This is a genomic window from Bradyrhizobium sp. UBA2491, from assembly GCF_002341725.1.
Taxonomy (GTDB): domain Bacteria; phylum Pseudomonadota; class Alphaproteobacteria; order Rhizobiales; family Xanthobacteraceae; genus Bradyrhizobium.
In genome coordinates, this window is the sequence record NZ_DDOP01000067.1 from 22,340 (window position 1) to 46,115 (window position 23,776).

18 protein-coding genes are annotated in these 23,776 nt (G+C 63.7%); 4 read left to right on the forward strand and 14 right to left on the reverse strand.

Going from position 1 to position 23,776, the window contains the following annotated elements:
* Window positions 1-21: 21 nt before the first annotated feature.
* Entirely contained in the window at window positions 22-792 is a 771-nt protein-coding gene (locus B2W55_RS23150) for a 3-oxoadipate--succinyl-CoA transferase (RefSeq protein ID WP_024585181.1), read from the reverse strand.
* On the reverse strand, window positions 785-1,705 hold the full coding sequence (locus B2W55_RS23155) for a CoA transferase subunit A (RefSeq protein WP_043855601.1): 921 nt from the start codon (window positions 1,703-1,705) through the stop codon (window positions 785-787). Before B2W55_RS23155 ends, B2W55_RS23150 begins: the two co-directional genes overlap by 8 nt.
* 654 nt (window positions 1,706-2,359) lie before the next feature.
* Here B2W55_RS23155 and B2W55_RS23160 point away from each other — a divergent pair.
* Window positions 2,360-3,082 (forward strand): acetamidase/formamidase family protein, encoded by a 723-nt coding sequence (locus B2W55_RS23160; protein WP_024585183.1) that lies wholly within the window; start codon window positions 2,360-2,362, stop codon window positions 3,080-3,082.
* A gap of 22 nt (window positions 3,083-3,104) precedes the next feature.
* Here the strand turns inward: B2W55_RS23160 and B2W55_RS23165 are convergent, their stop codons facing one another.
* The gene (locus B2W55_RS23165; RefSeq protein ID WP_291532284.1) at window positions 3,105-4,172 is read right to left on the reverse strand and encodes a TRAP transporter substrate-binding protein; all 1,068 of its coding nucleotides are present in this window, start codon (window positions 4,170-4,172) and stop codon (window positions 3,105-3,107) included.
* A gap of 758 nt (window positions 4,173-4,930) precedes the next feature.
* Here B2W55_RS23165 and B2W55_RS23170 point away from each other — a divergent pair.
* Window positions 4,931-5,884, forward strand: coding sequence for a UDP-glucuronic acid decarboxylase family protein (locus tag B2W55_RS23170; RefSeq protein WP_100555065.1), 954 nt, complete (start codon window positions 4,931-4,933; stop codon window positions 5,882-5,884).
* A gap of 22 nt (window positions 5,885-5,906) precedes the next feature.
* Here the strand turns inward: B2W55_RS23170 and gspM are convergent, their stop codons facing one another.
* The 11 genes from gspM to B2W55_RS23225 all read right to left on the reverse strand — a co-directional run bounded on the left by gspM (window position 5,907) and on the right by B2W55_RS23225 (window position 18,784).
* Complete coding sequence (gspM, locus tag B2W55_RS23175; protein ID WP_024585186.1) at window positions 5,907-6,491, reverse strand: type II secretion system protein GspM; 585 nt, start codon at window positions 6,489-6,491, stop codon at window positions 5,907-5,909.
* Window positions 6,488-7,540: a PilN domain-containing protein gene (locus B2W55_RS23180; protein ID WP_024585187.1), complete on the reverse strand. Its 1,053-nt coding sequence runs from the start codon at window positions 7,538-7,540 to the stop codon at window positions 6,488-6,490. The genes gspM and B2W55_RS23180 overlap by 4 nt, the downstream gene beginning before the upstream one ends.
* Window positions 7,537-8,463 carry a general secretion pathway protein GspK gene (locus B2W55_RS23185; protein ID WP_168200215.1) on the reverse strand — a complete coding sequence of 309 codons (927 nt, stop codon included), beginning with the start codon at window positions 8,461-8,463 and terminating at the stop codon, window positions 7,537-7,539. The genes B2W55_RS23180 and B2W55_RS23185 overlap by 4 nt, the downstream gene beginning before the upstream one ends.
* Window positions 8,460-9,194: a PulJ/GspJ family protein gene (locus tag B2W55_RS23190; RefSeq protein ID WP_043855599.1), complete on the reverse strand. Its 735-nt coding sequence runs from the start codon at window positions 9,192-9,194 to the stop codon at window positions 8,460-8,462. Before B2W55_RS23190 ends, B2W55_RS23185 begins: the two co-directional genes overlap by 4 nt.
* Complete coding sequence (locus B2W55_RS23195) at window positions 9,191-9,652, reverse strand: prepilin-type N-terminal cleavage/methylation domain-containing protein (RefSeq protein ID WP_024585190.1); 462 nt, start codon at window positions 9,650-9,652, stop codon at window positions 9,191-9,193. Before B2W55_RS23195 ends, B2W55_RS23190 begins: the two co-directional genes overlap by 4 nt.
* Window positions 9,630-10,079, reverse strand: coding sequence for a prepilin-type N-terminal cleavage/methylation domain-containing protein (locus tag B2W55_RS23200; RefSeq protein ID WP_024585191.1), 450 nt, complete (start codon window positions 10,077-10,079; stop codon window positions 9,630-9,632). The genes B2W55_RS23195 and B2W55_RS23200 overlap by 23 nt, the downstream gene beginning before the upstream one ends.
* 9 nt (window positions 10,080-10,088) lie before the next feature.
* Window positions 10,089-11,294 carry a type II secretion system F family protein gene (locus tag B2W55_RS23205; protein ID WP_024585192.1) on the reverse strand — a complete coding sequence of 402 codons (1,206 nt, stop codon included), beginning with the start codon at window positions 11,292-11,294 and terminating at the stop codon, window positions 10,089-10,091.
* Between the two features lie 7 nt (window positions 11,295-11,301).
* Window positions 11,302-13,008, reverse strand: coding sequence for a GspE/PulE family protein (locus B2W55_RS23210; RefSeq protein ID WP_024585193.1), 1,707 nt, complete (start codon window positions 13,006-13,008; stop codon window positions 11,302-11,304).
* An 81-nt stretch (window positions 13,009-13,089) separates the two neighbouring features.
* Window positions 13,090-13,722 carry an RNA polymerase sigma factor gene (locus tag B2W55_RS23215; protein ID WP_024585194.1) on the reverse strand — a complete coding sequence of 211 codons (633 nt, stop codon included), beginning with the start codon at window positions 13,720-13,722 and terminating at the stop codon, window positions 13,090-13,092.
* A gap of 281 nt (window positions 13,723-14,003) precedes the next feature.
* On the reverse strand, window positions 14,004-16,457 hold the full coding sequence (locus B2W55_RS23220; RefSeq protein WP_160306727.1) for a tetratricopeptide repeat protein: 2,454 nt from the start codon (window positions 16,455-16,457) through the stop codon (window positions 14,004-14,006).
* Window positions 16,458-16,570: 113 nt separating this feature from the next.
* Window positions 16,571-18,784 (reverse strand): tetratricopeptide repeat protein, encoded by a 2,214-nt coding sequence (locus B2W55_RS23225; protein WP_024585196.1) that lies wholly within the window; start codon window positions 18,782-18,784, stop codon window positions 16,571-16,573.
* Between the two features lie 369 nt (window positions 18,785-19,153).
* Here B2W55_RS23225 and B2W55_RS23230 point away from each other — a divergent pair, with 369 nt between their 5' ends.
* Together B2W55_RS23230 and B2W55_RS23235 are read left to right on the forward strand one after the other, a co-directional pair.
* Entirely contained in the window at window positions 19,154-20,953 is a 1,800-nt protein-coding gene (locus B2W55_RS23230; protein ID WP_024585197.1) for a substrate-binding domain-containing protein, read from the forward strand.
* A gap of 508 nt (window positions 20,954-21,461) precedes the next feature.
* A complete protein-coding gene (locus B2W55_RS23235; protein WP_024579795.1) occupies window positions 21,462-23,462 on the forward strand; it encodes a substrate-binding domain-containing protein in 2,001 nt (666 codons plus the stop codon).
* The last annotated feature ends 314 nt before the right edge of the window (window positions 23,463-23,776 follow it).

The following is a 23,776-nucleotide window of genomic DNA, read 5'->3' on the forward strand; positions in this document are numbered from 1 at the left end:
ATATATCTCCGGAACTTGGGCTTAGGCCGTGAAAAGACGTTCGGGGTCGAGAATGCGCAGCGTCTCGAGTTCGTGATCGGTCGGGGGCGACGTGACGTGGAGCTTCTCGTCGAAGTCCAGCCTGAAGCCCGTATTGTCCTGAACCTCTTCGCGGCTGACGCCGGGGTTCAGCGCCAGAACCTTGATGCGACGCGTGCGGTCATCGAAGCCGAAGATCGCAAGCTCGGTGATGACGCGCCACATCCCGCCGCTCGGCAGGCCGGAGTCTCGCCGGCTGGTGCCGCCGCGGATGAAACCGGGGCTGGTGATGAAGTCGACATGTTCGACGAAACGACGCTTCTCGTGCTTCATCGCGACGATCATGTTGGTCAGGCTCGAGATGTCGTTGCCGCCGCCGGTGCCGGGCAGACGGGTCTTCGGGTTGGCCGGATCGCCGATGAAGGACGAATTCAGGTTGCCGAACTGGTCGATCTGCGCGCCGCCCATGAAGCCGACGTCGACATAGCCGCGCTGCAGCAGCAGCAGCACGTCGGCGCTGCCGAGCACCATGTTGGCGCGCTTGGTACAACGCTGGTCGTTGGTGGACGGTGGCAGCTTGCCGGGCTCGACGAACGCGCCGATGACGCCGCCTTCGAACAGGATGGTCAGCGCGGGACAGCGCGTGCGCTGCGCCAGGGTTGCCGCCAGCAGCGGCACGCCGATGCCGGCGAAGACAACCTGGCCGTCCGTCAGCTGGCGCGCGCTGAGGATCGCGAGAATCTCGCTCGCCGTGTAGCGTTGGGCTTCAGTCATTGTAGATGCTCCTGCCCTTCTGCGTCGCCTCGAGCAGTTCATCCATGCCGATCAGGGCGAGATATTCGTTCCAGGATTTCGGGCTGTAGAAATAACGGTCGAGATATTCCTGCATGCCTTTCACGGGATCTCCGTTGACCTGCGCCACGTAGGCTTCCATGTGGCGCATCATCGGCTCATAGACGCCGTAGCATTCGTGCGGCGCGGACCCGTAAGGGACCTCGACGACCGCATCGACGCAGAAGAACGGGATCTTGGTCTGGTCGGGAGCGCGACGAATCTGATCGTTCGAGACGATGCGCTCGGTGGTCAGGATCACGCTGTTCGCAGCGAGCGCGAGATCGATGTCCATGAACTGCAGACCGTCGATCTGGGCATTGCCGTAGGCGTCGCAACGCTGGACATGAATCAGCGCGACATCGGGATTGAGCGCCGGGACCAGCAAGACCTTCTCGCCGGTGAACGGACAGTCCATCTGCTTGGCTTCTGGACGCTGGTCCATGATGTTGGATCCGAGCATGGCGCGGGTCGGCAGGAACGGCACGCCCATGCCGCCGGCGCGAAACCGCATGCCGATCGCCATATGGCTCCATTCCTCGTAGGCTTTGTCGCCCTTCTCCACGTGATGGCGCATCACCTTGGAAAGACCCCAAAGGATGCCCTGGGCGAACCAGCTGGTGACGACGCGGTTGGCAATCCCCGATCCGAAAACGAGATCGCCGTCGGTCGACACGATGCATCGCGAGATCGAGAGGTCCTTGCGATGCTGCCGGATCAGTTCCCAAAGCAGCGCCATCGGCGTACGCGACATGGTCGAGCCGCCGACGCCGACTTTCATGCCGTCCTGGACGAATCGAGCGGCCTCTTCGAGGGAGACAACCTTTTCGCGCAAACTCCGGTCGCGCCGCGACATGTTCTCTCGGAGCCGGTCATACGGCTCCACCAGGGTATCCGGCAAAACAACCTCCTTGTCGGGGAAACCGGTAGCGGTCGAGGGCTCGGTCGCGAGCCTCACTAATTGAGCCTATCGTACTAATGTTAGGCTCATACGACAAGTGGAAATTTTGGTTTCCCGCCAACTGGAGCTGCCGCCCTAAAATCAAGGCCTGCGAGGAACGCGAGCCAAGTGGGGCCTTGAGCGCCCTGGCCCGAATGCCGATGCCTGCTCTGCAAAACTGGATGGGAGTCCTGCCTCGGGACACGACCCGGCCCGAGCCAGCGCAACGCGCTTGCATCGATCGGTATCGGCGCAGCACTCGTCATGGAAAAGCTGCTGCCATTATTTTTGGCTTCTCTGCTCAACCGATGACCGGCGCGCGCCGCATCAGGGGCGATTGCGAACGTCCTGCTGCGCGGAGTTTTGCTGATCGCTGATCAGTTCGCGGAGCGCGATCGGTACAGGCAAACCTTTGGCATGGATCATGCCTGCAAAGACCCATGCAGTTTGCATTTGAGCCTGCGCTTCCCCCTCAGGACGCCCTGCGGCACGTGGCCCGCGTTGCCGTGCGGCGGAGGCCATGCCGTGCACTCTGCCCAACCGAACAATCAAGTGACTAGGCGGCACATAATGGACCACTATCTGTCATCGACACCGCAGAACCTGCATTGGGGTTCACGGGACCGACCGCAGGATCCTGTGATCAGCATCGCTTCCGGCGACCGCGTCACGATCGAAACGCTACCTGCCGAACCGGACGAGATGCCTGGCGTACCCGCTGACGTCACCGCCGTCGCGACGCAAGGCAGTTCGCCCGCGGCTCCGCGATTGCTGACCGGTCCCGTCCATATTCGGGATGCCGAGCCTGGTGATGTGCTGGAAGTGCGGATTCTCGATATTCGGCTACGGGCGGATTGGGGCTGGAACATGCGGATTCCCGCCGCCAATTCATTGGATTTCTGCCGACAATATGTGGCGCTCGACCGGGCCCGCAACGTCGCGCGATTGCCATGGGGACGCGAACTCACGCTCTCGCCCTGCTTCGGCAATTTCAGCGTCGCTCCGCCAAGCGACTGGGATCGACGCCCGTTCAGCGGTCATCTCGACGACGAAGACCTCGGCATCGGCAGCGCTGCGTTCTTTCCCGTCTTCGTCAGAGGCGCCCTGTTCTCTGCGGGCCACGGCCACGCGCTGCTGGAAGACGGCGATGTCCATCTGAGCGCGATCGAAACGGCGCTCGCCGGCACCTTCGAGTTCCACGTCCATCGAAACTTACACCTGTCGGCGCCACGCTTCGAGGCAAGCCGAACCGTCGGAGGTTGCGGCTGCTCGACCCTCGCGCTGCGACATTAGAGATCGACGAAGACCGCCGCGTCTAGTTCTGCCGCAACACCCAATCGACGATGCCGGCAGCCTCGACAGGAACCTTCGTCTTCCATAGCGCGATGGGGGCTTCCGCGCCCTTCTTGAGCGCGGCGATCACCGCGGCCGGCGCAGGATCCGCGATCGTGACACCGTTTTCGCGCATCCGTGCATAGTTCTCCGTCGTCCGGGTCGCGAGCAGCTCGAATTGGCTGGCCTCGGTTTCCGCTGCGGCCTGTAGCACCTCATCCTGGACTTGCTTCGGCAGCGCCTCGAACGCCTCCGCGCTGACGAAGGCGATCGAAATCGGAATCGCGTAGTTGATCGGCGTAAAGTACGCGAGATCGTCCCATAGCTTCCTTCCTGCCCCGCCGTCGCCAGACGTCAGGATGGCATTGAGCTGATGGCTCTTCACTTTCGCAACGGCCTCATTGAACGACAGGTACTCCGCTGCGGCGCCGGCCGAGCGCAGCACCTGCGCCGAATTGTTGTCGTAGGTTCGCACCGCGAGTGTGCGCAGATCATCCGCACTTGCGATCGGACGGCTGCTCCAAAGCCCCGTGGAAGGCCAAATCGTGATGTAGAGCAGCCGCATGCCGCGCCGGGCAAGCGCCCGTTCGTAGAGCGGACGGGCGCGGGCATTTGCAGCCTTTGCCGCATCGACGGATTGCACGGCGAACGGAAGTGAGGCCAGGCCAAAAAGAGCGTCGGACGCCTCGAGCGGACCGGCGAATGCGTCGCCGCCGGTGATCCGATGGTCCTCGACCGCCTGGAACATCCTCGCCGATCCGATCTTGAGCTGATCGTCAAACGTGTTGGCAATCGTGACGCTTGCGTTTGTTCGGAGCGAAACCAACCGCGCAAAGGTCGTCAAACCCACGCCTGAGATATTGCGCTCGGGGTATTCGGTCGCAAATCGCCAGGCGACCTGCGCGGACGACGGGGCGGGGGCGAGCCATGTCGCAGTGAAGGCGACAAGGGCCAAAGTGAGGAACTTCCAGGTTAGCCAAGGCATGTACCGCCTTGCCCGTCCTGAACTCGCGGCATGCCGCGACGTCGCCGCGCCAAGCTGGTCTTTCATCTGCGAGACACCCCATGCGAAAATTGGACGGCAAGTCATTGCAGCGCTCCGGCCAACAATGTCGTTCGACACGGCAGGCCGAACCAGCAACAGAGTTTCATGCCCCGATTGCGACCGATAGATCAAGCCATGCTTGACTGCGCGTTGACGGCCATCATGTCCTTGTGCGGCGAAGGACGCGCTTCGCCCGGAGTGGCCAACGACCATCTCTCGCGCTTCCAGCAAGACAATTACAACGCGAACTGCCACAAAACTGCAATGGTATCGATGCTATCGTTCATACGCAGCTCACGCGACAGAAACTGCAATGAATGTCCGCAGTGCGTCATCTCCCATGTATCAGTCTTGCTTTCGACATCTTGTCGTGACGGCGGCGGCAATCCTCTGCTCCGCCGCGAATGCAGCTGAATTTACCATCGTCAACGCTTCCAACACGCCATTGCAGCACCTCTACGTGTCACCATGCGGAGCCGCGCATTGGGGACCGGACCAGTTCACCGAGGCGCTGCCGCCGTCACGGTTCTATACCGTCTCCAGCATCGCACCCGGCTGCTATGACATTCAATTCGTGGTTGCACCCTGGAACAATTGTGTGATTGCAGGGGCGTCCCTTCGCCGCCGCGAGGTCTGGAAGGTAACGCAGTGGACAGTGTTCGGGTCGCAGAGCGGAGACTGCTCGCATGTCGCGGGCTACGTTCCGGCACACCGGCATCCCTGGACCTGGCAACCATCATCAGCATCGTCGGACATGAAGAGAGATTGACGTGGCAAAGGTGCTGGTGACCGGCGGCGCCGGATTTCTTGGCTCACATTTGTGCGAGCGGCTCGTCGAACAGGGTCACGACGTGCTTTGCGTGGACAACTATTTCACCGGCAGCAGGGGCAACATCGCGCACCTGATCGGCAATCCCCGATTTGAGGTGATGCGTCACGACGTGACTTTCCCGCTCTATGTCGAAGTGGACCAGATCTACAATCTGGCCTGTCCTGCCTCCCCGATCCACTACCAGTTCGACCCGGTCCAGACCACCAAGACCAGCGTCCATGGCGCCATCAACATGCTTGGGCTCGCCAAGCGCGTGAAGGCAAAGATCCTCCAGGCCTCGACCTCCGAAGTCTACGGCGATCCCGAGATCCATCCGCAGGTCGAGTCCTACTGGGGTCACGTCAACCCGATCGGGCTGCGTTCCTGCTACGACGAAGGCAAGCGTTGCGCCGAGACCTTGTTCTTCGACTATTGGCGCCAGCACGGGCTGCGGATCAAGGTTGTGCGGATCTTCAACACTTACGGCCCGCGGATGCATCCCAATGACGGCCGTGTCGTGTCGAATTTCATTGTTCAGGCGCTAGCGGGCAATGACATCACGATCTACGGCGATGGCAGCCAGACCCGCAGCTTTTGCTATGTCGATGACCTCATCGAAGCCATGATCCGGACCATGAACACGCCGAACGACTTCACGGGGCCGATCAACATCGGCAATCCGCGCGAGTTCACCATCCGCCAACTGGCCGAACAGGTGATCGCGATGACCGGATCGCGCAGCAAGCTGGTGTTCGCCCCGCTACCGTCGGACGATCCGCGTCAAAGGCAGCCGAATATTTCATTGGCCCGCTCGGTTCTCGGTTGGGAACCGACCATTCATCTCAACCATGGCCTCGAGAAGACCATCGACTACTTCCGTGGTCAGCTGAGAGCGGCAGCGGAATAGCGTCGACGCGGGACTGGACCGCTCACGCCGTCTTGCGACGCCAGAAGGCGTGCACCGTCAAACTGACTTTCAATACCGCATCGCCGGCCGTGCGCTCGGCGGATCCGCCGGGCTGGACCAGCAGGGCGTCGACAAAGACATAAGGGACGCCGCTTTCAAGCCGATAGAGCAGCGACTGCAAGGCAGGAAGCGTCGCATTGAAAGAAATTTGGAGCCTGATCGCATCGGTCTTGTCGTCGCGATCGGCGGGAACTCCGGACGCGACCAGCACCGCGCGCTGGCTTGCGACCAGGTCGGACAAATAGGCCTGGAACTGCGCCGTGGCGAGCCCGCTGGTCGGCGCATCGAGGAACGCCGCCACGGGAGCGGCCCGGTTCTGCGCCTGCACGCGGCGGCTTGGTGCCGACTTCGATCGCGCCTCGAGGGCTGCGAGCTGGTCACGCTGCTCGGTCAGGTGCTGCAATGCGTCGGCGCGCGACCCGAGCGCTCCCACCACGGTGACCACGCAGACCATCAGCAGCGCGCAGAAGCCGCCGACCGCGAAGAGTTGATCCCGGTTGAAACTACTGACAACGCCGAGATTGAACTTCAGCTTCAGCACGTTCATTCCCCATCGATCCTAACGTGCGGCTCGACGCGCGCCTCGATATGGAACACGAAGCGTGCGCCATCGGCGTTGCGTGTCGTCGGCGCAAAGAAATGCACATCCTTGAAGTGCCCCGACTGCTCAAGCGGCGCGATCAGCGACGGTGCGTCGCCGGCCAGGCCGACGATGCGCAGCGTCGAGCCATCCATGTTTAATTCGGTGAGATAAGACGTCTCCGGCAGCGCGCGCGACAGCGCCTCGACGACCACCACCGCGACTGGCGACGTCTCCTTCAGGGCATGCGCCCGTTCGGGCGGTGCGAGCGCGGCGATCGACTCCCGTGACGAACTGCCTCTGATCTGACGCTGCAACGCCGCAAGGCGCGATCCGACCTCATCGCTTTCGCTGTCGGCAGATGCCGCAGTCATGAAAGCCCAGACATTCACGACCACGGTCAGGCAGACTGCCACCGCCATCAGGCCGCCGACGGCGCTCCGCACCCTGGAAAGGCTGGCGTCGGTCGTGTCGGCAAGCCGTGACCACAATGTGATCTCGGGAGCGGCGTCGGTCCCGCCATTTCCCGCGACGACACGATCGACACGTAACCCCAGCGCGCCGAGCTGTTTGCAGGCGTCGTCGAGCGCCGCGCGCGAGGTGAGGAGAACCCGCACGTTGAGAGTGCTCGCATCGCTGCTCACGACGTTGAAGCCATGGACCGCCTGGTTCGCGCGCCATGGGAATAGCCGCTCGATCTGATTGCGGACGATGCCCGGCAGCAGATCACGTGCCTGGGCTGGTACACTCAGCGAGCGAGAGACGATTTCGGAACCTGGAAGCTCGAGAATGACGAACGATCCTTGCGCGGCCCGCACGACGTCGTCCGGCAGCGTTGCGCCGCCGGGTCCGGTCGCAGACTTCGTCCTTTGCGCTCGCCTGGCGTCTTCGAGGACCCATTCGCCGCTTTCCCGCGTGACTCTGATGGAGTGTCGAGCGCGGCGCCGCTCCTGCCCGCCCAGCCATAGCCGGGCAAGAATGTCGATCCAGCGCCTCATGATCGCGTCGATGCTCATGGACGAGGCTCCAGCGATGCGACGAATCCGGTCCTGGCGAATGGCGACACCGGGGTCCAGGCAAGAACCCGGTAAGGTTGCTTGTCGTCGCGGAGCAGCACGATGTAGGCTTTCGCCGCGGCGGTGTACCCGTCAGTCGTGCTCGCGATCAGGTCCGCCGCGACGACGTTGTTCTGCTGCACCTTCAGGTATTTCTGCGCCGGGCCGAGAACGAATGCGAGACGATCCGGATCGACGAACGGCGTGTTGCGCATGTCGAGAATGGCTTCAAGCCGCGACGCATCGAAGGACGGCAGCGCCCGCAGCACCGCAACCGGCGCGGTGAGCGGGTTGATGGTTTCGCTGCCGAACACCGTGATCAGCGGCGTCATCGCCGCGATCCATTCCGGCTGCATGCCGGGAATATCGGCAAGCTGCCTGATGTCGGTGAATGGCATTGTGCCGGCGGCCGCCGGCGGCTGCTCGGCCTTGCCGGCCGGCGCCGGCGATTTCGCCGTATCGTCCGGCCGTGGCTGCGTCACCGTTTCGCGACGCGCGACGATCCGTTGCGCGACGATCCGCGCATCCTCGTCCTCGGCGCCGACATATCGCAGCAGCGATGTCAGCAGCTCGACCGGAGCCTTTCCGATATCGATGCGGCCGCCCTCGTCCGTCACCGTCACCCGCACCGATCCGGTCGGAAATGCCAGCGTGACGCTGCGCTCGGTGAGCAGGCCGCCTCGCAGCGCCGCGACGATACCGGCAGCCCCTTCGAGCCCCGCCGTCAGCAGCGCACCGCCCTGCACCCGATCCCGATCAATCCGGACAATCCCAGCCAGGCTGCGAAAGGTCGTGGATGTCGCCATGACGAGCGCGGAACATAGCGCTATCGCCCATAGCACGACGAGCAATACCATGCCGCGTTGCGAGCGCCGACTGCTCATCCACGCCCTCCCGCCGGCGCATCCTTCGCCGGCTCGGTTTGCTTGGGCGCCGCCGGCTTGCCGGACACACATTCAGCGCCGGCCTCGCCCTGGGCGCAGCCGATCGGCGCGTCGGCGCGCAGCACGAACTGAACGCCGCGTAGCAGATCTGCTCCACTCGCGCGGTCACGGATGGTGAGCCGCACCAATCGCGGCAGGATTGGTCGCCCGCTCCAGGTCTCGTTCCAGGACAGCGTTCCATCCGAATCAAGGCTTCCGAACGTAAAACTCATGTCGACCTGTCCTTCGATCAACTGGACGGGATCGCCGAGCGTGACGCTCGCGAATGCGGTACGTTCTCCCAGCGATCGCGCGCGGCGCCGGACCAGATGGCTGACCCCGTCGGTCTCCTCGACCTGCAAGCTGACCACTTCTTCGCCCTGGTTTCCGCTGCCGGTGATGAACCTCACCTGGGCAGCGTCGCCATTGAAGGCGACAATCGTATCGGCGCCGCTGCCGGACTGAAGCACCTGACGGGCCGAACCAAGGTCTGCCGCAATGCGGTCGACAGCGAGCAGCAGTTGATCGGCTTTCCCCACCAACCCGGTTCTGCGGTCGAAATTGAGTGCAACGTTGTTGATCAGCATCGCGGTCGCGGCAATCACAGCCGACCCGATAGCCAGCGCGGCGAGCACTTCGATCAGGGTAAAGCCGCGTGTCGTGCGGACGCCGGACTGAATGGCCACCATCATTCGTCAGCTCCCAAACCGAGCCGCAGGCTGTCGGCGCTTACCATTTGCCCGGGAGCCCACGACACGGTCGCAACGAGATGGAATGCGATCCAATTTGGACGCTTGGTGGCAGGCTGCCTGTTCTTGTCTGCCGGGACGGGTGTGGCTTCCTCGCGCTGCGGGACCATGGCATCGACAAACATCGGCTCGGCTGCGATCGACCACCGCAGCCCACCCGTCTCGCCCTCGCGCGGTCCGTTGGCGAGACCCGAACGATCGAACGGCGCATCGAGGATCGTGCGCAACAACATCTGCGCGGCGATCCGGTCATCGATCTTGTCGGCAATGCGGCGCGCGTAAAACAGATGCGGCCCGACCACAGACACGAAGGCCAGCAGCAGCGCCAACGCCACCAGCGCCTCGATCAGCGTAAACCCGGCCCGCGTCTTGCGCGAGTCAGGGCAGATCGACCGCAACACGGCCGTTGTACCAGTTGACGTCGACCTCATAGCGCACATTCTCCCAGGAGAACTTCAGGATCGCGCCAGTCGATGCGCCATCGGGCTCGAACCGGACCACCGCCCGTCGTCCCGACCAGAGCTCGTCGACGCCGACCACATCGACCACGACATCGCGCGGAATCGCGACAGCCCCGCTCGGCCCCACGATCGTTCGCGTATTCCCATCGAGCGACACCCGGCGGCTTTGTCCGGTGAGAACGGCGGCAAGCCGCTCGCGGCGCAGCAAGGCCGCCGTTTGCAGCGTCAATGCCTTCAACTTGCCACGCCCGGTGCCGGGGACCATGGCCACCACCAGCGAAGCCAACATCGCAATGATCAGCATCACCGCCATCATCTCGATCAGGGTGAAGCCGGCACATGAACCCGCGGTTCGCGTTGGCGCCATCAGCTGTTCCTACATCGCGAGTTCGGTGATGCTGAGCAGCGCGCTCATGATCGACACCACCAGCGTCCCGATGCCGATACTGACCGCGATGATGGTGATGGGTCCGATCGCGCCCATCAACCGGTCAAGCCCGATCGCAAGCCGTTGCTCGTAGAGCTCCGCGGCGTGCTGCGCGATCGCCGACAGGTCACCGGTTTCGTCACCGACCCGGAGCATGCGCACCGCGAGCGGCGGCACCAGGTCGCTCTCGGCGAGTGCCTCGATGAAGCGGCGGCCGTTGCGCACCTGCTCATGCACCCGCTCGACCGCGGCCGCGTAACGGGGCTCGGTGATGATATCGCGCAGGATCTTGAGCGCGGTCGGGAGCGCGACGCCGTTCTCGACCAGAAGCCCCAGCGTACCGATGAAGCGCGCGGTGCGACGGTCGTGCATCGGCCCGGACACGCCGGGAATCGTCACCAGCACCTCCATCACCCGAGCCCGTGCCGCCGGCTGGCGCAAGATGAACCAGCCGAGCAGCAGCGCCGCGGTGCAGGAGCCAAGAAAAGTATTGAGGTTGGCGCGCAGCCAGGTTGACATCGTGAGCGCAAAGGCGGCCCCCGAATTGAGCCGGCCGCGCAATTCCGAGAACACCGACTCGAACTGTGGAACCACGTAGAGCAGGAAGAAGAACAGGATCACCAGCGCCGATCCGACGAGGAACAACGGATAGCGGATCGCTCCCGATATCCGTTGCGACAGCTGCTCGCGCCGCGTCCGGTCCTGGACGATCGCCCGCAACACCACTTCGAGCTTGCCGGAGGCTTCGCCGGCACGCACCATCGCGATATAGATCGGCTCAATGACCTGGTTATAGCGCTCCAGCGCCTCGGCAAAGCCGTCGCCGCCCGAGACTGCCGAGCGCAACCCGCCGGCAAAGCGAGCCACCGCCTTGTTGGTGTCTTCCTCCAGGGTCTGCAACGCGGCCTCAAGCGTCAATCCCGAGCGGAGCAGCAAAGCGAGCAGTCGAAGAAAGGTGGTCAGCTCGCGCTGCTTGGGCAAGCTTCCACTGGAAATGCCGGCGCGAAGCACGTTGCGGCCCGCGACCTCCGCCTCGACCGGCAGATGGCCGAGATATTCGATCCGCCGCAACACCTCCTCGCGGGAGGGCGCCTCGACGTCGCCGAGAATGATCTCGCCGGCCTTGGTCAACGCCCGGTAGCGGTAGTGCGGCATGATCCACCTACAGACTCGTGGTCAGGCGGAAGATTTCATCGAGCGTGGTCTGGCCGGCGCGCAGCTTTTCGATGCCGTCCTCGGTCATCGACGTCATCCCCGCAGCCCGCGCCACGGCCTCGAGCTCGGAGGCATCGGTCTTCGGCCCGATTGCCCGTCGCACGGGCGGACCAATCTCCATGATCTCGAACACGCCCTTGCGCCCGCGGAACCCGGTCGAGCCGCACCAGTCGCAGCCCTTGGGACGACAGACCACCTCGCCCGCCGCAATCCCGAGCGCGGCATAGCGCTCGTCGGCAGCCACGTCCGCGGCTGACAATCGGTAGCTCTCTTTGCAATGGTCGCACAGGATCCGCACCAACCGCTGCGCCACGATGACCCGCGCGCACGACGCCAGCAGGAAGCTCTCGATGCCCATGTCGATCAGCCGCGTGATCGCGCCCGCCGCGGTGTTGGTGTGTAACGTCGTCAGGACGAGATGCCCGGTCAGCGCGGCATGGACGCCGATATGAGCGGTCTCGGAATCGCGCATTTCACCGACCATGATGACGTCGGGATCGAGCCGCATGAACGAGCGCAACGCCGACGCAAAGGTCAATCCGATCCCGGGATGCACCTGGGTCTGGGTGATGCCGGGAATCTGGTACTCGACCGGATCCTCCACGGTCAGGATCTTGCGGGTCGCCTCATTGATGACCGCCAGCGACGCCGCGAGCGTCGTGGTCTTGCCCGATCCGGTCGGTCCGGTGACGATGACCATGCCATAGGGCGCCTGCAACGCCTTGCGCAGAATCGATTCGTTGCGCGCGCTGAGGCCGATCTGGTCGATCGAGACCAACCCTGCTCCCTTGCGCAACAACCGAATGACGGCGCATTCGCCGTGCATCGTGGGCATGGTCGCGACGCGCAAATCGATCTCGTTGCCGCTGACCACGATATGGGCACGCCCGTCCTGCGCCAGCCGACGTTCGGTGATGTTAAGGCCGGCCATGATCTTGAGGCGCGACAAGATTCCCTTCGCCATGCTGATCGGCGGCGCCGCCACATGCTTCAGCATGCCGTCAACGCGCAATCGCACCTGCAACGCATTCCCCGCCGGCTCGATGTGGAGATCCGTCGCCCGCTGCTCGACAGCGAGGCGCAACAAGTCATCCAGCGCCCGTACCACCGGCGCACCGCGCGCAAGGTCGCGCAGATTGTCGAGGTTGTCCTCGCCCGCGCTCGCGCCGGCTTCCTGAGCATCGCTGGGCTGCTCCGCCTCGAGCCGCAATGCAAGCGCCGCCTCCAGGTCTTCGGCGGTTGCCACCGCGAGCGCGACCGGTCGGCGCAACACCAACTCGACCGCCCGCACGGTCTCGTCATCGATCGGAACGACCACTGCAAGGCGCAACTTTCCGGCTGCGCTTTCATAGGGAAACAGCCGCTCCTCCTTGAGGAAGCGGGTCGACATCTCGCCGCCGGCGAAGCGCCCATCCACCAGATCGTCGCGACGGGCACGATCACATCGATAGAAGCTTGCGAGTTCGTCCGCCAGCGCCGAGGGGGTCAGTTTCGTGACGGCGCTCCAATCGACATTGCCTGCCGATCCGTCGGCGTTGCGGGTCCGACCGGCGATGTCTTCCTTCTGCCCGTCGCGCAACGCGCCCTTGCCGGCAAGATAAGTCATGAAGTCGATCGGCGGCGTCGCAGCCGTATTGCTTTCAAGCACTGCCATGGCTGCCCCTCGATCGACCAGGCTCGTTCCGCTGGTCGAGGCATGATGTCCGACGCTGTGAGCCTGCTGATCCATCGCATGTCACCTGCCGTCGCCCAACGGCAACCGCTGTGCCAGCACCGTAGTTTCATCGCCCAGCGGGGCCCGCGGCGCGTGATCCCGCTGGCCGAACGGACCTCGACGCCGAAACGCAACTCCAGACATCCGCGCGTTGCGATCGAGACAGATCGCGCAATGCGCCAACGCCTGCTTGAGCTCAACCTGCACCGTCCGAACGCTGACGCCAAAGCGCTCCGCGACGAGCCTCAGCGGCGCATCTTCAACGCATATCGCCATGAATATCTCGCGACGCCGGGCCGGTAACTCCTCGATGGAGCGCTTGAGCGCGTTGATCTCCGAACGCGCCTCGATGATCCGGTCCGGACCCGGCGTTTCGTCCGGAAGATCGAACAGCGGGTCCGCTTCGCGCACCACGCGGCGCCGCCGCTCCGCCACCCGACGATTGCTGATGGCGCTCATCGCCACGCGGAACAGATATGCATGGAGGTCGCGAACGGGTCCGATTCCATCCGCATTGCTCAAGCGCAGAAACGTGTCCTGCAAGGCTTCGTTGGCAAGATCGGCCGATCCGGCCCGACGCGTCAAACGTTGTTTGAGGTCGTCGTAACTTGCGACGAGGAGTGTGAGCAACGCCGCTCGAGTGGTGTCGCTCATTCCAGGGACCCCATCCCCAACCGCGGCATTTGAGACGCTTCCATCCGGTCGCGCCGTTTCTAGCCGCAGTAAATGACACGGCAATGAAACCACAACGAGCAGTTATTTTGCGACACACCTCGCTACAGACGATGACATGCATTTGTTTTCTTCGACACGAAGCGAGCGTTGATTTTGCTACACTCGAAGCGGCGTCGATCGCAAATCCCGTTCGCCAGGTTCCATCGACGACGCAACGTTGCGCGCCAGCAAGATGGCTGTCGCTCGCAACGACACCCACGTCACGAAATTCCGCTCGCGATCACCGTCCGCTGTGACGCCTGCACACGTTCCATTCCCTGCAAGGCCACGACGCTTTGCGTATCGAACGCCAGCGCTGTACGGAAACTGGCTTCCGCTTCATCATGCTGTTGACGTGCGAGCGAGAGATCGCCCAGAGCACAATGAGCGGTCACACGGCTGGGATCGAGTGCAATCGCATGTTTCAGGCTGATTTCGGCGCCATGCAGGTTGCCTCGCGTGACGCAGGCACGGCCCAGGGCTTCGTAGAACTCGGACGATTGCTGCTGATTGATCTTCGTTGCTGCGAGGAAGTGCGTCATCGCAGTGTCGAAATCGCCAAACCCGCATAGCGCCAACGCATATTTGGCATGCACCGTATCGTTGACGGGCGCGAGTTCCAACGCCTTGCGATAATGCTGACCGATGAGACGCCTTGTCATGTCGGCGTGCATGCCGCTTGCGTGCCCGTTGTCGCCGAGTTTGCACAGCGCATTGGCGTACGCTACATGAACATCGGCGCTCGCAGGCGCCAGTTCGATCGCCCTGCGATACTGCGCGAGCGCCTGCTCGGCTTTCTCAGCGGCCATCAACGCATCGGCCAACGCCATGCGTGCCGGTGCGAGATCAGGAGCCTGGGTGACCGCAGTGTGCAGCAAAGTGTGCGCACGCCTCGCGTTACCCAAAACAAGTTCCAACGCGCCGAGATTGCACAATGTGTTGACATGACCGGGGTCAAGAGAAAGAACCTTCTCGAACAGCGCCTTCGATCGATCGAGATGTCCTGTGCGGTTCTGGCGACAGGCCTCGACGAACAATGCATCGCAGAGGACCGGACTGGCTTCGCGTGGGCTCGCCGTCATCCGCAACGCCGAGGCGATCACCGGATCTGCGTTCCCGCCCATCGAAGACGAAGCACTGGAGCCGGCGAAGGACCACAGTGCGGCGCGCAGCCGAGCAACCACGCCGGCCCAGTCGCCCGCGTCCTTCTGCCGGAACAGCAGCGCCTGCGGGTACCAGGGCGTATCCGCGCGATCCTTGAGCCAACGCCAATCACTGGAGCTGGCAAGCAGGATCCAAACCGGCTTGCCCATAGCGCCGGCGAGATGCGCAATCGCACTGTCGACCGTGATGACGAGATCGAGATTGGCGATGATCGCCGCCACGTCGGCAAACGACGTCGGATCGATCAGCGGAGCGGCATCGAGGATACGGCCGGCGAACTCCTGCACCTGTTGTTCGCCGGGACCGATCTGCAGGCTGACGAACCGCGCACCCGGACAGTCGAGCAAGGGTCGCAACTGGCCGAGCCGGATCGAGCGGTGCCAGTCGTTGGGATGCGCCGGATTGCCTTGCCAGACCAAGCCGACGGAGATACCGGCGTAGTTCGCCAGACGCTCGCGCCACTGCGCGACCCGCCCCGGATCCGGTGTGATATAGGGGACCGGCGCCGGAACCGTGTCGCTTTGTGTTCCGAAGATGAGCGGCAGCGACATCAACGGCACGTGCAGGTCGAACGCCGGCGCCGTCTCCTCGTTGCTGAAGAGATCGTCTATACCGGGCACGGATCGCATCAGTGACAGCAGCTGCTGAGGTGCACGGAGGATTACGCGGCCGCCCCGTGCCTTGACCATCGGCGCATAACGCACGAACTGGATGATGTCGCCGAATCCCTGCTCGCATTGCAGCAGGATCGTCTTGCCGGCGAGATCCTCACCCTCCCAGCGCAGCCGCTGGGTCGGCAACAGGTGCTTAAGCACCTCCGGCTCCTTCAATCGCCATTCGTTGTGCGGCCACGCGGCGCACCAGTCGCCGTGAACGAACAGACAGATGAAGAGAACCGTGTGCAGATGCGCATGATCGGGGTGCCGCGCCAGCATGTCGCGTACGACTTCAATGGCCTCGTCGGTACGGCCCATGTCGTTGAGCAGCGTCGCGAAATCGACCACCGGCTCGACATAGTCGGGCGCGTGAGCCCGGATGTCGCGGTACGCGTTGTGGGCGAAGTCGGTTAGATCGAGCTTCGTCAGCGCCTGCGCCAGGCCGAACAGGGCCGGCACGTTGTCCGGCCGCAGCGTCAACGCCGCTGCAAACGCGGCGAGTGCCTGCGGATGTTGATGGTCCTTGAGCAGGAGCGCACCGAGATTGGCGTGCGCTTCGTTATCGGCGGGATCGAGCCGGATCGCCTCCTCGAGCAGTTCGAGCGCTTGCTCGTCCTCGCCGCGATACAGCGCGATCACGCCACGCATGTGCAACGCACGCTGGCGTACGCCGGCTTCGTGCTCAATGGTCTCAAGTAGCACATCGGCACTGTTGAGCTGACCATCGCGAAATAGAGCAATCGCGCGATCCACGACACTCCGGACAAATTCCTCGCGCCGCTCCGATGACCCTCCCTTCAGCAACGCAAGCCCTGCTTGTATCGCATGTGCCTCGTTGGTCCCTGCCTTTGACATCGGAATGGTCCCTTGTTCGCCAGCCGGCGCCTTCACGGCACTGGCGTTTTGCTTCGTCGCAGCCGGGCCGGGCATCACCGGGACAGGTCCGGCGACGGCGAAATCAATGTGCGCTACGCTGCATCCCGGGCATTCTTCGCCTCGCACCATTCGGTCCACAGCCGCATCAGTTCGCGGGACAGGTTGTTCGCGAAGCGCGGGGGATCGCAGAGCGGAGAGGCCGCGACGCGGTCGCGCAGGCCGCGGCGCAGCTCCGCGAGCTCATCGCGGCGGCAGCTCCAGTCGACCGCCATGGCGACGTAGTCGTCGATGCTGTGAGCACAGAAGCTGGCGAGCCCTGCCCCCGTCAGATGGGCCGCTGAGTGCCGGCCCGCAAAGGTGTCGCCGACGAAGGTGACGGTCGGAACGCCCATCCACATTGCCTCGAGCGTGGTGACGCCGGCGGAGTACGGGAACGGATCGAGCGCGAGATCGACCTGACCGTAGGCCTGCAACAGCTTGATCTGCTCGCTCTCGCCGACCAGCTCCACACGCTCCATCGGCACGCCACCGCGGCCGAGCACGCCATGGATGGCGTCACGCGTGCTCGCCTCGCCAAGGCCGCCATAGACCATCAGGATGCGCGAGTCCGGCACCAATTCGAGAATGCGTGCCCAGGCCTTGCCGACCTCTTCGTTGAGCTTGGCCGGGCGATTGAAGCAGCCAAAGGTGAAGCGGCCCTCGTTCAAGCACGGCAGCGATGGCACTTCCGGCGCATTGGTGGGCGGATGATAACAGACATAGCAGTCCGGCAGCCGGATCGGACGCTCGACATAGGCTGCGTCATGCTCCGGCGGAATTTCCACCGCATCCGCGATGAGGCCATCATAGGTGTCGAGGCCGACCGTCCCGACGTAGCCCGCCCAGCCGAGCTGGATCGGCGCAGCACGCGTCGCAAACAGCGACAGACGGTTACCGGCAGTGTGGCCGGAGAGGTCGAACAGGACATCGACGTGATCGTCCGCAATCTGCTGCGCCAGCGCCACGTCATTGAGCCCGGACACGTCACGCCAATTCAGGGCAATCGCCTTGTAGCGCTCGCTGAAATCGTCGTCCTGGCGCTTGCTGTCAGTCTTGTAGCAAACGATCTCGTAGCCGAGCTCCGCGAGCGCCTCGAAGGCGCGCAGGGTGAGGAACGCCACCGCATGCCGATGCATATCCGCCGATACGAGGCCAAGCCGCGGCTTGCGCGCCGGTTCCGGCGGGTTCGGGAACGCAAGGCGATCCTGCGGCGCGCTCGGCCGATACAGCGCTGCCCATCGCTTGTGCTCGCGGAACAGCTCGTCGCGGGTGACGCCCGGCTTGTGCTGGAGCGCAAACAGCAGGGTGCCGGCGACCATGGCGCTGCCGGGATCGAGTTCGCCCGCACGCCGATAGGCCCCGACCGCATCCTCGATGCGGCCCTGTCCGAGGAAGCCGAAACCACGGGCCACGTGATGTTCGGCCTGCAGCGGATCGAGCGCGAGCGCACGGTCGATAAAGCCCAGCCCGCGCTCAAACTGCCGCTGGTTGATCAGGAAGTGGCCGTACATGTATTGCGGCAAGGCGACCGTTGGCGCACTTTCGGCGGCGAGTTCGAACAACCGCGCCGCCTGCAGGTCGCGGGCGGCAGCGCCGAAATTCATCCCGAGCTCGATGATCGCCTTGTAGTTCTGGCTGTCGATCGTGGAGGCGGCCCGCAGATCCTCTACGGCCCTGTCGAATTGACCATCCATCACGTAAGCGAGGCCGCGCGTGCGGTAGGCATCCGCGTAGGCGCCATCAAGGTCGATCGCTCGGTCGAGCGCTTGGATGGCCTCGTCACGTCTGTTCTCGGTCAACAGCGCCAGGCCGAGGCTGTATTGCGCGAGCTGCATGTTGGGCATCAGCCGCAGTCCCTCTTGAAGATAGGGAATGCCGTCGCGCGTGCGCCCGGTGCGCGCAAGGCAGGTGCCGATCTCGGCCAGCGCCGGCGCATGCGTCGGCATCACGCGAAGTTCCGCCATGAATGCCTCGCGGGCATCGTCGAAGCGGTCGAATCGGCACAGCGCGACGCCCTTGCAGTAGTTGAAAGCCGGCTGCTCCGGTGCGAGCCGCGCCGCCTCGTTGAACGCCCGCAGCGCCTGGCGCCAGCGATCCTGCCTGGCATGCGTGACGCCCTGTTGATGCAGATCCTGCGCGCGCCTCAGGCTGGACGACGGAAGCTCGCCGCGCACGTTTGCGAACGGCTGCTGCACCGGCCGCACCAAAATCGCATGGCCGCCATGCTCCACGCGAATCGCAAGTGGCCCGCTCGGATTGTCTTCCATGTAGGAGGCTCCGCTCGAGATGAGATCACGCGAAGGTTGTACTACCGGACATTGCATCGTCTGGCAGCACAGCGTCAGACCAAGAAGCCATAGATCATCTCGCGACCCGTTGCCAAGATTTTTTTCAGATCAATATCGAAAATAATCTCTGCGCGAAGCCGCATTCAAAGTTGTCTATTAGACGTGAAGCTCATCATCGGCGACGGAGACATGACGTCGACGTACGGGACCTTTGTTTCTTCTTAGATTCATCTCATGAATCTGGAATAGGCAGCAAAACAACTTCATCTAATCTGAAGATTACTTTGCAGTCTCGTGACGACGGGATGACGACGCGCGTCCGGTGACCAACCCCACAGGATGAGTGAAATGAAACTGCAATCCACCAAACTGCTCGGCACCGCTTCGGTGCTCGCGCTGCTCGCCTCGTCGGCAGCCACGCCGGCGAATGCGGCGGCCAGCAACGGCCTCTACTTCGGCGGCAGCACGCTCGCCTCCGAAGCCTTCCGCCAGATCTTCGACTGCTACACCGGCGCGACCGTCGGTGCGTCGGGCTGGACCGACGGCTTTACGTTCTCGTCCAGCTTCAACGCCAATACGCCGACCCCCGGCCTGCTGCCGACCACCTGCACGATCGTGACGTCGGTGCAGGGCATGTACGCCGGTGTCGGCAGCGGCAACGGCCTGCGTGGCTACATCTCCAACAAGCCGAGCCAGTGGTACGGCGGCACGGTCACTCCTCCGGCCACGTTCAGCCTGACCTCCACGTCGCAGCAGCCGCTGTTCCCCTCCGCACAGCCGCCGTATGTCGACACCCTCAACACGACCTTCGGCTCCTATCCCTATCCGCGCGTGGACGTCGGCCTCGGCGATTCGCCGCTGCCCGCGACCCTCGCGGCCATGACGACCTCGTCGATCACCTTTACTCCGACCACCAACTGGAATTCGCTGCCGGCCACGGTGACCGCGAGCGGCTCCACCAACGTCAGCTACAATACGTCGAGCTGGGGTCAGCCGCTGCAGTTGCCGGCCTTCGAGGTTCCGGTGGCCATCCCAGTCAATCTGAGCTTCACGCCCAATTCACAGGTCAAGTCTGGCGGCAATATCGTGGCCGGCGGCGCCATCCAGCTCTCGGGCGCACAACTCTGCGCGATCTTCTCGGGCTTGGTGACCGACTGGAGCAGCTCGACCAGCATTCCAACTCTTGACAGCACCGGCACCTTGGTGTCGCAGCCGTTCTACTACACCAATGTCGGCAACGGCATCGGAACCGCCGCGCAGTACACGACCACGTCTGCGCCGATCAAGGTCGTGTACCGCTCGGATGGCAGCGGCACGAGCTTCATTCTGACCAACTATCTGAAGGCGGTCTGCCCGCTGATCGACAAGAATGGCACCGCCAAATACGCGACGATCTTCGGCGCCACCAACCTGCCGAGCACCAGCTTCAGCAACCTGATCGCCAACATCAACAACACGACGATCACAAACAACTGGGTTGGTGCAACCGGAAGCGGCGGAGTTCAGTCCGGGGTCGCCAACACCTCGAACAGCATCGGCTATGTCAGCGGCGACTTCGTGAAGCCCTTCGCCATCGCCAGCAATGCGCCGAATTCTGCCTCGGTGCAGAACGAGTACCAGCGCATCCACGGCACCTACATCCCGGCGACCACCACGACGACGAGCCCGACGTTCATCGCGCCGACACCGGCTGCCGTGAACACTGCCTGGGGCGACGCGGCCCTGACGCCTCCATCGACGACATCGACCTGGGCCGCCTACAACGTGTATGGCATCAACTACCCTGCGACCGAGCCGTCCACCAATCACGGCGGTCTGTCGGTCGGAGGCCTCTCGGTCCTCCCGCTGACCAACGGCAATGGCGCCTATCCGCTGTCGGGCACCACCTTCCTCTATCTCTATAGCTGCTATGGCAACAACACCAACGGGCAGAACCTGATCAACTTCCTGAACTGGTTCTACCAGAATCCGACGGCCAATCAGGCCCCGGCCATCCTGCGGAACAACAGCTTCTCATCGCTGGTTACCGGATGGCAGACCCGCATCAAGAACGGCGTGCTGACGGCCGGCTCGGGCGTCGCCATCGCGCTCGCTTCCGGCGGCAGCAAGGACGGTTGCACCGGCGTCACCGGCGGTGCCAATCCGTAACGCGTGACGGCACTGGACCAGGTCGCAGCCGCGCCTGATCCGGCAGCCTCGACAACAACGGCCGGGCGCCTCGACCGAGGCGCCCGGTTTTTTCGTGCCGAGATTTGTGCGATCGCACCACGCAAGGTCGCTTCTCTGTCGTCACGCGCATAAGCCTGATCACGAGCAAGAGTTGACGCGCAGGCTTGCGACCTCATCATGGATGTGGCGCCACCCTTCATGGCATTGTCATTCGACGCAGCCGCAACAAAAATCAACGCAAACGGCTGCGCAACACCATCTCTCAGATTGTCTTAGAGATGCGAGCCACATCGGCGCCGATGCCGACAACGGCGCGCAAGGTCGTTCACCTTGCGCGGCGGATACGTTTGATTTGTCTTGAGACGTTCCTGCAAGGTCTTCTTCATCGCCATACACTGATCATCACCGAACAAGATCGGGTATCTCGAGATTCATCGGGCGGTCGCGCGGCGCCTGCGTGACATGATTGAAAACAGGGAGCATCACGATGAAAACGCAATCCTTCGCCGGGCGCCTGCTGGGCACGACCTCGCTGGTCGTGCTCTCGGCTGCCGCCATGATCGGGACCCAGCAGCCGGCTGCGGCCCAGAGCACGATCTCGACCGGCATCTATGGCGGCGGCAGCATGCTGCCATCGCTGGCGCTGCGGCAGATCTTCGACTGCTATGCGGGCACCACCGTCGCCAATGACGGACAGACCTTCTCGCCGAGCTTCACCACCGCGGCACCGAGCCCCGGCCTGCTGCCCGCGAGTTGCACGATGTTCTCCACCGCGGTCGAAGGCCTGTTCGCCGCGGTCGGCTCCGGCAACGGCCAGCGCGCCTACATCGCCAACGACACGCACCAGCTGTTCCGCGGCAATCCGAAATCGGCGCCGGCGCTGGTGAAGCGGCCGTCGATCAATCCGCCGTTCCGCGACACCGCAAACGCCAACTTTTCGAAATTTCCATATCCGCAGCTCGATTTCGTCACCAGCGACGCACCGCTCGCCAGCAGCCTGAGCAGCCTGACCACGGTCTCGTTCGGCAGCTTCGTGCCGACCACCAACTGGCAGAACACGGTGCTGATCGCCGCGAAGACCAGCGCGGTCGCGACCTACAACTCCGCCGCCGTCGGTGCGCCGATCCAGGTCCCGGTTCTCGAAGTGCCGGTCGCGATCGCCGTCAACACCAGCAATCCGGTCACCGGCGTGGTCTGGTCCAACCAGTCCGCGCTGACGCCGAACACCCAGGCCGGCGGCGCGATCCAGCTTTCGGCGGCGCAGCTGTGCGCGATCTTCTCGGCGACGGTGACCGACTGGAGCGACTCCTCGACGTTGATCCCCTATCTCGACAAGAACGGCACGCAGCAGCTGCAGCACTTCTACGACGACAACACCAACGGCGCGCTCACGCCGGTCGCCTATGCCAGCGGCCGCCTGCCCATCAAGGTGGTGTATCGTTCGGACGAATCCGGCTCGAGCTTCATCCTCACCAACTATCTCGCCAACTTCTGCCCGCTGCTCGACCCCACGGGCACCTATAATTACAAGGCGATCTTCACTGGCGTCGGCGTCACCAACAACGGAACGGTGTCGACAACCGCGAACCTGCCGTCGGCCAAGTTCATCAACCTGCTCGAGAACATCCGCGCGGTCAAAGGCGACACCAATCACGATCACCGCGATTCACTCGCGGTCGAGGACGATTCGGACCGCCCCGATCCGCGCTGGATCAGCGCCGAGGGCAGCAACCACGAAGCGCTGAAGATCGGGACGGGCTCGCTCCGCGCCGGCCGGATCGGCTATCTCAGCGCCGATTTCACCCAGCCCTATGCCAAGACGGTGAGCGAGGAGATCCTGGGCAATACTTTGTCGGCGCCGGCACCGCTGTCCGCCAGCATCCAGAGCCAGGATCAGCGCATCTCGGGCGTCTACCATCCCGGCCAGGCCGTGGGCGGCAGCGCGCAGAACTTCGTGCCGCCGACTCCGCTCGGCGCCCAGATCGCGTTCGGCAACCTCAACTTCCCGGCGGCTCCGGCCACCTACAACGACTGGAATATCTATGCCCAGGTGTACGGGCCGAGCGCGATTTTCGGCGGCGTGTCGTATGCCGGCCGATCGGTCATCGCGACCCCGCAAGGCGCGGGCGCCTATCCGATCACAGGCGCATCGTTCCTCGATGTCTACAGCTGCTACGCCGATCCGTCGGGGACGCGCGTGCCGGCACTGACGAACTGGCTCGCCTGGTTCTTCGGCGGATCGCAGAGCGACCTGTCGCCCTACGATCCGACAAGCTCCAACGCGACCAACCCGGGGTACGATCCGAACGTCGCGGCGATCATCCAGAACAATGGCCTGCACGAGCTCGATCCGGCCTGGGCGGCATCGCTGCAGGCCCAGTACCTGCTGCCCGGTATCGACGGCGGTCGCCCGACCGCCATTGCCGCCTATCGCACGTCCGGCGGTCAGGTCGACGGCTGCACTGGCGTCACCGGCGGCGCGAAGTAAGTCAGCACCGGGCACGCGGAACGCTATCGACAAGCAACCGGCCGGGCGTCTCGATCGAGACGCCCGGCCTTCTTTCTGTGCTTGCTGCATGGCGCGATGAGGTTGAACCGGATCGGCAGCGGGCCTTCAGGGCAATCGCAAATGAATGGAAATCTGGCGCGCACCATTGTCGCGGCCATCCTTCGAGACGCCGCTACGCGGCTCCTCAGCGGTGGCGGAATAGATTCACTCAGCTTGCTCAGCGTCATCACCCGCGCAGGCGGGTGATCCAGTATTCCAGAGACGGCAGTGGGTGAGCCGATAGGCCGCGGCGT